The organism is Pseudarthrobacter sp. CC12 (assembly GCF_039907755.1).
GTDB classification, from domain to species: domain Bacteria; phylum Actinomycetota; class Actinomycetes; order Actinomycetales; family Micrococcaceae; genus Arthrobacter; species Arthrobacter niigatensis.
In genome coordinates, this window is sequence record NZ_JARDJH010000021.1 from 66847 (window position 1) to 77775 (window position 10929).

At 65.9% G+C, this 10929-nt stretch carries 7 protein-coding genes; all 7 read left to right on the top strand.

What is annotated here, in order from left to right; all coding sequences use genetic code 11:
* The first annotated feature begins 206 nt into the window (after positions 1–206).
* Positions 207–1508, top strand: a complete 1302-nt coding sequence (locus PV772_RS14825; RefSeq protein ID WP_141159416.1) for an extracellular solute-binding protein — start codon at positions 207–209, stop codon at positions 1506–1508.
* A complete protein-coding gene (locus PV772_RS14830; RefSeq protein ID WP_141159415.1) occupies positions 1505–2446 on the top strand; it encodes a sugar ABC transporter permease in 942 nt (313 codons plus the stop codon). The genes PV772_RS14825 and PV772_RS14830 overlap by 4 nt, the downstream gene beginning before the upstream one ends.
* Positions 2436–3374 carry a carbohydrate ABC transporter permease gene (locus PV772_RS14835; RefSeq protein ID WP_141159414.1) on the top strand — a complete coding sequence of 313 codons (939 nt, stop codon included), beginning with the start codon at positions 2436–2438 and terminating at the stop codon, positions 3372–3374. Before PV772_RS14830 ends, PV772_RS14835 begins: the two co-directional genes overlap by 11 nt.
* Before the next feature lie 144 nt (positions 3375–3518).
* Positions 3519–4778: a Gfo/Idh/MocA family oxidoreductase gene (locus PV772_RS14840; RefSeq protein WP_347886644.1), complete on the top strand. Its 1260-nt coding sequence runs from the start codon at positions 3519–3521 to the stop codon at positions 4776–4778.
* On the top strand, positions 4775–8047 hold the full coding sequence (locus tag PV772_RS14845; protein WP_347886645.1) for a family 78 glycoside hydrolase catalytic domain: 3273 nt from the start codon (positions 4775–4777) through the stop codon (positions 8045–8047). Before PV772_RS14840 ends, PV772_RS14845 begins: the two co-directional genes overlap by 4 nt.
* 33 nt (positions 8048–8080) lie before the next feature.
* On the top strand, positions 8081–10090 hold the full coding sequence (locus tag PV772_RS14850) for a beta-galactosidase (protein ID WP_347886646.1): 2010 nt from the start codon (positions 8081–8083) through the stop codon (positions 10088–10090).
* A 174-nt stretch (positions 10091–10264) separates the two neighbouring features.
* Entirely contained in the window at positions 10265–10831 is a 567-nt protein-coding gene (locus tag PV772_RS14855; protein WP_347886647.1) for a hypothetical protein, read from the top strand.
* The last annotated feature ends 98 nt before the right edge of the window (positions 10832–10929 follow it).

Here is a 10929-nt window from a genome sequence, read left to right on the forward strand (position 1 = left end):
ATGTTCGCGCCTAGCTGGGGATGAAAATGATCCCCGGCCGCGCAGCCTGGATCAGGCGACCTTCGAGGTGGTTTGGGAAAGCCCTTGCCAAGTTCTTTGGAATGCGCTTTCCTTGTAGGGAGAAAGAACGTGGCGTAGAACACATGCATCCCTCGATTCCACATCGGATGCGCTGTACAGCAACTCATGACCTCAAAGGAGAGACAATGACAACGTTTACCCGACGATCGGCGCTGGCACTATTTGCCGGAACTGCCGCTGTGGGAGCCCTTTCCGCCTGTGGAACCGGTGGGGGTGCGAAGAACGCTGATGGCTCCGTAACCCTGCGTGTTTCCTGGTGGGGCAACGATGTGCGCAATAACCAGACCCAGCAGGTGATCGATGCCTTCCAGCAGGCCCATCCGAACATCAAGATCCAGGGAGAGCCCGGGGTGTGGTCGGGGTACTGGGACAAGCTGGCTACCCAGACGGCCGCAAACGATGCACCCGACGTGATCCAGATGGATCTTGCGTACATCGCCGAGTACGGCGGGCGGGGCGCGCTCCTTGACCTCTCCAAGCAGAACCAGCTGGACCTGTCCGCCTTCGACCAAAACACCCTCAAAGCGGGCCAGTACAACGGCAAGCTGAACGGCATCAGCACGGGACAAAACGCCCTCGCCGTCTTCGCTAACGTCAACCTCTTCAAGAAGGCCGGCGTCGCGATCCCTGACGATACTAAATGGACGTGGGACGACTACCTGAAGACGGCCCAGGCCCTCGCGGCAGCCACCGGCACCTACGGAGCCTCGTATGGCTTGACGGACCAGAGCCTCAACATCTGGCTGCGCCAGCGGGGAGAGCAGCTGTACACCCAGGATGGCCAGACCGGGTTCACCGTCGACGGCGTGGCCTCCTACATGGCCTTCCAGAAGAAGCTGATGGATTCCAACGCAGCGCCCCCCGCGAGCGTGGCACAGGAGGACATCGGCGCACCCGTCGAGCAGACCCTCGCCGCGACCAACAAGACCGGCATGTCTTTCTGGTGGACCAATCAGCTCGGCGCCATTGCGAAGGCCACAGGCAGCGACATCAAGCTGCTGCGCGTCCCGAGCCAGGACGGCAACCCCAAGGATGACGGGCTCTACTACAAGCCCTCGATGTACTGGTCCGCGTCGTCACGCTCCAAGCATGCGGCCGAGGCCGCGACGTTCATCGACTACCTGGTCAACAGCCCCGACGCTGCGAAGATCGTCACCACAGAGCGCGGTTTCTCGACGTCCCCGAAGATCCAGGACTCCATCAAGCCGTTGCTGACCCCCACCGACAAGACCGCCCTCGACTTCCTCACGGCGATCAAGCCGGAACTCGGCGAACCGCCCGCTGTTCCACCCACCGGGTCGAGCAAGGCCGCCGATGCCCTCGGCCGCCACACCACCGACGTCCTGTTCGGGCGCGCCAGCGCCCAGGATGCAGCCGCTGCATTCAAGTCCGAAGCGGACAACATGATCAAGAGCGCCAAGAAATGAGCGTCCTCACCGAACTGGGCAGCCTCGGCAAGAAATCGCCCCGGGGCGGGCCCAAGGTCAAGCGGACCTTCCGGGACAACCGGGCCGCGATGGTGTTCCTCGCCCCCTGGATCGTGGGCCTGGTCGCCATCACCATCGGACCGATGCTGATCTCCCTCTACCTCTCCTTCACGGACTACAACCTGATCCAGGACCCGAACTTCATCGGCGCCGACAATTTCACGCGCATGATGCAGGACGACCGGTTCTGGAATTCCCTGCGGGTCACCCTGACATACGTGATAGTCGGTGTCCCGCTGCAGCTCGGCCTGGCCCTGGCTGTGGCCCTGGCCCTGGACAAAGGCATCAAGGGCCTGCCGATCTACCGCTCGGTGTTCTACCTGCCTTCCCTCCTGGGCTCTTCGGTGGCGGTCGCGATCCTCTGGAAGCAGATGTTCGGCACCTCCGGCCTGGTCAACCAACTCCTGGCCATGATCGGCATCACCGGCCCGGGCTGGATCTCAGACCCCAGCACCGCCCTTGGCAGCATCATCCTGCTGCACGTCTGGACCTTCGGATCCCCTATGATCATCTTCCTGGCCGGGCTGCGGCAGATACCCGCCATGTACTACGAAGCCGCCGCCGTGGACGGCGCCGGCCGGGCCACCCGATTCCTAAAAATCACCCTGCCCCTGCTGAGCCCGATCATCTTTTTCAACCTCGTGCTGCAAATCATCGGCGCGTTCCAGTCCTTCACACAGGCGTTCATCGTCTCCGGCGGCACCGGCGGCCCGTCCGACTCGACCATGTTCTTCACCCTGTACCTCTACCAGCGCGGCTTCGGCCAGTTCGACATGGGCTACGCCTCCGCGATGGCCTGGGTCCTGCTGGTCATCGTCGGCGCCTTCACCGCCGTCAACTTCTACGCATCGAAATTCTGGGTGTTCTATGACGACTGAATCAGCCCCGCGCGTCACCACCGACGCCCCCCTGCCCGCCCCCGGCCCCGCCAACGGCCGCCGGGAGCCCAACCCTCCGGCCAGCACCTCGCCCCGCCCCAAACACCGGACCAAGAGCATCCTGAAACACGCGATCCTGATCGCCACCGCGATCATCATGATCTACCCGCTGCTATGGATGGTCGTCTCCTCCTTCCGGCCCAGCGCGGACGTCTTCCGCGCCCCCGGCCTCTGGCTCACCGAAATCCACACCGAGAACTACGCCACCGGCTGGAACGCCCTGACCTCACCCTTCGGGACCTACCTGCTGAACTCCGCCCTGGTGGTCCTGGGCGCCGTGATCGGCAACCTCGTCTCCTGCTCGATGGCCGCCTACGCCTTCGCCCGGCTGGACTTCCGGGGCAAGAAATGGATGTTCGGCGCCATGCTCGTCATGATCATGCTCCCCATCCACGTCGTGATCGTCCCGCAGTACATCCTGTTCTCCCAGATCGGCTGGGTGAACACCTTCGCGCCCCTCATCGTCCCGAAGTTCCTCGCCACGGACGCGTTCTTCACCTTCCTCATGGTCCAGTTCATCCGCGGCATTCCCCGCGAACTGGATGAGGCGGCAAGGATCGACGGCGCAGGCCACCCCCGCATCTTCCTGCAGGTCATCCTTCCCCTGATGACCCCCGCCCTGGCCACCACCACCATCTTCACGTTCATCTGGACCTGGTCCGATTTCTTCAGCCAGCTCATCTACCTCACCTCCCCCGACGTGTTCACCGTCCCCGTCGCACTCCGCAGCTTCGTCGACGCCCAATCCAGCACCGACTGGGGATCCATGTTCGCCATGTCCATCGTCTCGCTCCTGCCCGTCTTCATCGCCTTCCTTGTGGGCCAAAAATTCCTCGTCAAAGGCATCGCCACCACCGGCATCAAATAACCACCCGCCGGGGTGCGTGTACCACCACGCACCCCGGCCCTTGCCTGTCCGCTGCATGTTCCGGCGGGCCACCATTCTGAAGATCCGCCTCCGCAGCCGGGGGGCGCCCCAATCTGATTGCCCTGCTGGGCCGAACGGAGAACCATGGCAACGCCTGCCGGCGCGGCACTTCCGACAACACTCAACCGGGAACCTGCGGATCGCAATACCGGCCGGCCCCAACAGGGAAATGCGCCCGCGCGCGTGGCGCTGGTTGGCGTACACGGCTTCGGTACCCAGCACCTGCTGAACCTTGAACGGCTCACCACGGCAGGCGCCGTCGAACTCGTTGCCGCAGCAGATCCCACCCCGCCGGCACCGGGGTCCCTGCCGGCGTCGTCCATGGTCTTTCCGGGATTGCCCGAACTCCTGGCCCATACCGCGGAGCTGGATGCCATCATTGTGGCCACTCCCATCCAGACCCATGCACCGCTGGGCCTGGCAGCGCTGGCCACCCACGCAGACCTCTACCTGGAGAAGCCACCCGTAGCGTCCCTGGCTGACTTCACCCGCCTGGCAGAGGCGGCATCGACGTCGGGACGCAGCGTGCAGATCGGGTTCCAAAGCCTTGGTTCGCACGCCTTGGCAGCGATCGGGGACCTCCTCGCGGCAGGCACCATCGGCACGCTCCAGGGCATCTCCGCGACCGGCCGCTGGGTCCGGGACAAGGCCTATTACAAGCGGTCACGCTGGGCCGGGAAACGCACCCTCGACGGCGTGGATGTGGTGGACGGCGTGGCAACCAACCCGCTGGCGCACGCCGTCGCAACAGCCCTCCGGATCGCCGGGGCACGCACCACCTCCGATCTCGCCTCCGTGGAAACCGAGCTGTACCGCGCCAACGGCATCGAATCCGACGACACATCGGTCATCAGGATCCGCACCACCGCGGGCCTGCCCATCACCTGTGCCCTGACGCTCTGCGCCGCCACGTCTGTTGAACCCTGCGTGATCCTCCAGGGAACGGCAGGAACAGCGGTGTTCCATTACACCGAAGACCGCCTCACCGTTTCGACGGAAGCCGGCACCACGGAGGAGACATTCGGCCGGGACGACCTCACGGAAAACCTCCTGGCCCACCGCAGGAACGGCACGCCGTTGATCAGTCCTCTTCTGGACAGCGGCGCCTTCATGCTGGTCCTGGAAGCCATCCGTACCGCACCAGCGCCCGCCCCGATCGCCGCGGAACACGTCCGGTGGGAAGGCGAAGGCGACACCGCCCATGCAGTGGTACCGGGTATCGAGGCGGCCCTTGAACAGGCCGGCCGGCAGCACGCCACCTTCAGCGAACTCGGACTTCCCTGGGCGCACTCGGCTCCTGTGGCCTTCACGGTTCCCGCAAGCCCCATGAACACTGCCCCATGAACCAGGAAACCACGCAGGACCGGCAGGCTGCCTCCGTTCCACCCGGCACGGACGGGCCCAGTTCAGGGCAACTCCTGGCCGTCCACCTCCTGACGGACGGCCTCGAAGAGTGCCTGACGGCCTCCGGCCGCCCTACCTTCGGCTGGGACCTGGCCCAGGCCGGAAACCACGACCCCGCACAGGCCTGGCAGACCGGCTATGAGATAACGCTGGAAGACGGCTCCGGAGCCCACGCCTGGAGCTCCGGCTGGGTTGCGGGCAACAAGCACCGGCACATCCCCTACACCGGCCCCGGGCTGGAAGCCGATGCTGATTATGCCTGGCGCGTCCGGGTCCGCGACGCCACCGGAGCCGCCGGCGAATGGTCGGCTGCCAGGGAGTTCAGCACAGGCCTGGATGACAGCTCCTGGCAGGCAGAATGGATACGCCGTACTCCCGGCGGCCGGGCACCACTCGGGATTCTGGACGGCGCGCTCCGTGTGGCGGGATCACCGTTCCTGCCCCTCCCCTGCCCGCCGGTGCGCAGCTTCCGGCTGGAGGCCCGGCTGCGGCCCGTGATGGGCCGGGTGGGCATGATCCTCCGGAGTGGCGGACCTGGGACCGGCCTGCTCCTCGAACTGGACCAGGCAGGCAGCGTGGTGCTGCGGCGGGCCCCTGCGTGGGAGATCCCCGCGGCGGCCACGCCGCCCACCACGGTACTGGCAAGTGCGGATGCCAGCACCCCGCCCGCGCCGGACGGGGGCTGGCTGGAGCTGGCCGTGGCGGACGACGGAAACCGGATCACGGTGTCCCTGAATGGCGCCGAGCTGATGGCGGTCCAGGAGCCGGCCGGGCCAGAGGGGCGGCTGGCCCTGCACCAGGGCCCGCGCAGCCAGGCTGAGTACGCGTCGCTGCGGGTTGTCGCCGGGGGCTCGCCCCTGATGGATCAAAGGTTCGACGGCGGTACGGACTCCGGGAGCGGCATCCTGGCCGCCTGGACCCGGACCACGGCCTTCCGCCAGCCCGACGAATGGACGTTGTTCCGCGCCGGGATTGAGCTCAACGGCAAGGTCAGCCGGGCGCGCCTGTACGTGGCCGCCAACCACCACGCACAAGTTTCCGTCGCCGGGGTCCACAGCCTCAGCGTGACGTCGTTCGGCTACCCCGGGGAAGGCTACTACGATGCTGCGGACGTCACCGGCGTGCTGGCCGCACAGCCGCAGGGGGAGCCGGTTCCGTTGACAGCCCTGCTGCACTGGTACGGCCCGGGCCAGGGCAGGGCCGCAGGAGTTCCGGGCCTCCTTGCCCGGCTCAGCGTGCAGTACACGGACGGGCGCCGCGAGGTGTTCGGTTCGGGTCCCGGCTGGTCGGCAGGGGAGGCGCCATACCGCCAGTCGGGCTACCGGAACGACGAGGGCGACCCCGTGGAACACCTGGACGGAGAGGCCGCGGCGTCCCTTAGCCCTGCCGAAGACCTGCCCGCCGCCATCCTGTGCGGCCGCCACCCGTCGTCGGACTTTCCCCGCCTCCACCCGCGCCGCACCTCCCTGGCTGAAGAGTTCGTTGCCCCGCGCGAATTCCTTACGGCCGGCGACGGCACCCTGGTTGCAGACTTCGGCCAGGTCCTGCCCGGGCGGCCTGAGATCGATTTCCTGGACGGCGTCCCCGGGCGCACCGTGATGCTCCGGGCCGGCTACGTCCTCCGCCCGGACGGGCGGGTGGATGCCGGAAAGACGGCCAGCCAAAACACGGACATGTCCTTCCCCTATACCCAGGCGGCAGGGCCCCAACAGTTCCACGCCACCGTGCACCTGGGTTTCCGTTACCTGGAGCTACCCGGCGTTGATCCTGCTGAGGTGTCCAGGGTCGGTGCGGTGGTGGTCCGCGGAGGCCACCCCGGCGAGGGCAGCTTCTCCAGCTCGGATCCCACCCTGGACGCCGTCTTCCGGCTGCTGCGGGATTCGGCGCTGTACGGGGTGCAGGAGCAGTTCGTGGACACCCCGACCCGGGAAAAAGGCCAGTTCCTGGCCGACGCCGCGAACATCTCCTATGCCACCATGGCCCTGTTCGGCGAGCACGCCTACACGGCGCAGGCGCTGCGGGAGTTCAGCTGGTCTGCGCTCCGTTATTGGACCGACGGGGAGGACAAAGGGCGCTACAACGCCGTCTACCCCAACGGGGACGGCAAGCGCGACATTCCTGATTTCTCCCTGATGGTCCCCGAGTGGGCCGAGGAGTACCACCGCCGCACCGGAGACCTCACGCTCATCCGCGAGCTGCTGCCGCACCTGTGCGATACGGCGGACTACGCGCTGCGGTACATTCCCGCGGAGGGCCCGACGGCGGGACTGGTCACCAGGCTGGGCGGCGGCTCCGGCCCGTACCTGCACGGCATCGTTGACTGGCCCGCGCCTGGCCGGTTTGGGTACGACATGGAGTGTGCGGCTAAAACCACCGTCAACGCCCAGGCGTACTCGGCGCTGATGTCAACGGCCCGGCTCTGCGGCACCGTTGGTGACGAGGATGCAGCAGCCCGCTATGCGGCGTCTGCCCGGACCCTGGCCAGGGCCATCCGGTCACGCCTGCGGGTGGACGGGGTAATGATCGACGGCCTCCACGGGGACGGAACCCCCAGCCCCCACGCGTCCCAGCACGCCACCTCCTTCCCGCTGTCCCTGGGCATCACCGACCCGGCCGACGCCCTGGAGGATGCCGTCCGGATCGCGGCCATGGGGATGCGGCAGGGACCCATGACCGTGCACCGCCTGGTCCGCGCCCTGCTTGGCCAAGGCATGACCGACGCGGTTCTGGACCTGCTCACCAACAGCGGCCAGCCCGGCTGGGCCCGGCTCCTGGAACGCGGCGCCACCTTCACCTGGGAGGCCTGGGACCTGGTGGACGGCACCGACTACAGCCAGTCGCACGCCTGGTCCGCATCGGTAGTCAAGGAGATCTTCGAACACCTGCTGGGCGTACGGAACGTGGTGCCCGGCGAACTCCTGATTGAGCCGCCGTTGTGCCGGCTGGACCACGCCCGCGGCCGCGTGCCCACGGGCAACGGCTGGGCGGACGTCAGCTGGCGGCGGCACGGTCCATTGGTGGAGGTTGAGTGCACCATTCCGCCGGGAGTGCTGGCAACAGTCAGGTTGCCGTCGGGCCTTTACGGGGTCAAAGGCCCGACGCCGGACGGTGCAGCCGCCAGGTCTTTGCCGGAAGATGCAGCAGGCCCCGCCGGGGCCACCAGGGATTTCCGGGTCCACACTGGAACGTGGACCTTCGCACCGGAGTGAAGCAGGCAGATGAACACAAGAGGAGCCCCAAGAATGCAGGAACCCAGCGGTCCGTCCCCAGTCTGGAGCAAGGTGCAGGGCCTCGCCTTCGGCGGCGACTACAACCCGGAACAGTGGCCCCGCAGCGTGCGCGCGGAGGATCTGGAACTGATGCAGGAAGCGGGGGTGAATCTCCTCAGCGTCGGCATCTTTTCCTGGGCCCTGCTGGAACCGGCCGAGGGACAGTACGACTTTGGCTGGCTGGACGAGGTCATGGACAACCTCGCGGGCATCGGAGTGAAGGTGGCGCTGGCCACCGCCACCGCCGCTCCCCCGGCCTGGCTGGTCCGCAAGCATCCGGAAATCCTGCCGGTCACGGCTGACGGGACCGTGCTGGGGCCGGGCTCGCGGCGGCACTACACGCCGTCGTCGGCCGTGTACCGCCGCTATGCCACCGGAATTACCCGCGTGATCGCCGAACGATACAAGGACCACCCGGCCCTGGCCCTGTGGCACGTGGACAACGAACTCGGCTGCCACATCTCCGAGTTCTACGGGGATGAGGACGCCGCCGCTTTCCGCGCCTGGCTGGAGCGCCGGTACGGGACCGTTGATGCGCTCAACACCTCCTGGGGCACGGCGTTCTGGTCCCAGAACTACGGTTCCTTTGACGAAATCCTGCCGCCGTCCGTCGCCCCGTCCACGCTCAACCCGGGCCAGCAACTGGACTTTCAGCGGTTCAACTCCTGGTCCCTGATGGACTACTACCGGCAGCTCGTGGCGGTACTGCGCGAAGTGACGCCGGACGTCCCCTGCACCACCAACCTGATGGCCTCAAGCGCCACCAAGTCCATGGACTATTTCGACTGGGCCAAGGAACTGGATGTCATCGCCAACGACCACTACCTTGTGGCCGCCGACCCCGAACGGCAGGTGGAACTCGCGTTCAGCGCGGACCTTACCCGCGGCATTGCGGGCGGTGACCCATGGATCCTGATGGAACATTCGACGTCGGCCGTGAACTGGCAGCCGCGCAACCAGCCCAAGATGCCCGGCGAGATGCTGCGGAATTCCCTGGCGCACGTGGCGCGCGGGGCGGACGCCGTGATGTTCTTCCAGTGGCGCCAGAGCTTTGCCGGCTCGGAAAAGTTCCATTCCGCGATGGTGCCGCACGGAGGGCGGGATACGCGGGTGTGGCGCGAGGTGGTGGAACTGGGCGCAGCACTGAAACGCCTGGAACCTGTGCGTGGTTCGCGGGTTCAATCCCGGGCCGCCATCGTCTTTGACTATGAGTCCTGGTGGGCCAGCGAGATCGATTCCAAGCCCAGTATCGATGTGAAGTATTTGGACCTGTTGCGGGCGTTCCACCGCGCCCTGTTCCTCCGCGGAATTACCGCGGACCTGGTGCACCCGTCCGCGTCGCTGGAGGGGTATGGCCTGGTGCTGGTGTGCACGCTGTACGCCGTGTCCGATGACTCCGCCGCCAACATCGCTGCGGCCGCCTCTGCCGGGGCCACGGTGTTGGTGAGTTATTTCAGCGGAATTGTGGACATGCAGGACCACGTGCGGCTGGGAGGCTATCCGGGCGCGTTCCGCGGTCTCCTGGGCGTGCGCGTGGAGGAATTCCACCCGCTGCTGGCCGGGTCCCAGCTGAAACTCAGCGACGGGACCGTCTCGTCGGTGTGGAGCGAGCATGTGCATCTGGCCGGCGCGGAGGCGATACAGGCCTTTACCGGGTATCCGCTGGACGGCGTTCCCGCCGTCACCCGGCGGCCCGTGGGTTTCGGGGCGGCCTGGTACCTGGCTACCTTCCCCGATCCCGATGGCATTGATGCCCTCTTGGACAAACTGCTCGCCGAATCCGGGGTTTCCCCTGTTGCCGACGCCGATCCTGGAGTGGAGCTTGTCCGCCGGGTTTCCGGGGACGGGCGGAGCTTCCTGTTTGCCATCAACCACACGCGCTCGGCTGCTTCGGTTTCTGCCACCGGCACCGACCTGCTGACGGGTGAGTCTTTTGGCGGCACGGTTCCGGCCGGGGGTGTCGTAGTGGTGGCCGAGGGTTAGATACACACGTTCTGGAACATCCGACGGCGGCGCCCACCTTTGGGTGCCGCCGTTGTGGCCGGGATCGGGGTGGGCCGGTGACGGCGTGCCATTGAGGGATCGAATGCCCCGATTATGGGATAACGAAGCGTAGCTCCTGATGGTCAGAACTCTTTGGCCAAATTGCATTGACGTATGGTCAGCCTCTTCGCGCTCAAGGCAACGTATGGTGTGGGCATGGAAGACAAGGACAGTGGCGGCGAGTGGACTCCAGAACAGGTATTGACTCTGATCACCTTGGTCGCATCGTCCGGTTGGCCCACTACGGAACCTGAGCACGATAACTACTTTCAGAGGCTTGGGCTTCGACAACTCCCTGGAGCTTCACAGGAGGGAAAATCCCCGACGATCGTCGGCGGGATACTCGCTGATTCTGCATCGAGCACTCCACTGGGCTCCTGGATGACATACGAAGACAAACTGGTTGGAATCAGCCTCTTCCTTCAACAAGGGGAGCACAGGCCCGCCACGCGAACTTCTGATGTATTCGGCTCTATACATTCCCTGATTCGCGCTGGATTCGGAGAACCACTGGACGACACGGTCCAACCATCCGGCAACGCGTCTGCCCTTTGGAAGGTCAACGGAACAGCCATCGAGCTCTACAGCCACCTCAAGCCGCCCGCTGCCGTCCAAGTCGGGCTCACCAACATAGAGCGCACGTCAGCCGTGGAACGGCCTTCGGCTACAGGGAACCTCTAACTGGCCTGACGCCCGGTAGAGGATCCTTGGGTTCTCGCGGTGATTGCAACACTTAGCGGATGGGTGTTGTTATGGCGGGGTATTCAATTCATTTGAGG

Excerpts from the sequence above, each read along its gene's own strand:
- PV772_RS14825 (WP_141159416.1), top strand. The coding sequence starts at position 207 with ATGACAACGTTTACCCGACGATCGGCGCTGGCACTATTTGCCGGAACT.
- PV772_RS14830 (WP_141159415.1), top strand. The coding sequence starts at position 1,505 with ATGAGCGTCCTCACCGAACTGGGCAGCCTCGGCAAGAAATCGCCCCGG.
- PV772_RS14835 (WP_141159414.1), top strand. The coding sequence starts at position 2,436 with ATGACGACTGAATCAGCCCCGCGCGTCACCACCGACGCCCCCCTGCCC.
- PV772_RS14840 (WP_347886644.1), top strand. The coding sequence starts at position 3,519 with ATGGCAACGCCTGCCGGCGCGGCACTTCCGACAACACTCAACCGGGAA.
- PV772_RS14845 (WP_347886645.1), top strand. The coding sequence starts at position 4,775 with ATGAACCAGGAAACCACGCAGGACCGGCAGGCTGCCTCCGTTCCACCC.
- PV772_RS14850 (WP_347886646.1), top strand. The coding sequence starts at position 8,081 with ATGCAGGAACCCAGCGGTCCGTCCCCAGTCTGGAGCAAGGTGCAGGGC.
- PV772_RS14855 (WP_347886647.1), top strand. The coding sequence starts at position 10,265 with ATGGTCAGCCTCTTCGCGCTCAAGGCAACGTATGGTGTGGGCATGGAA.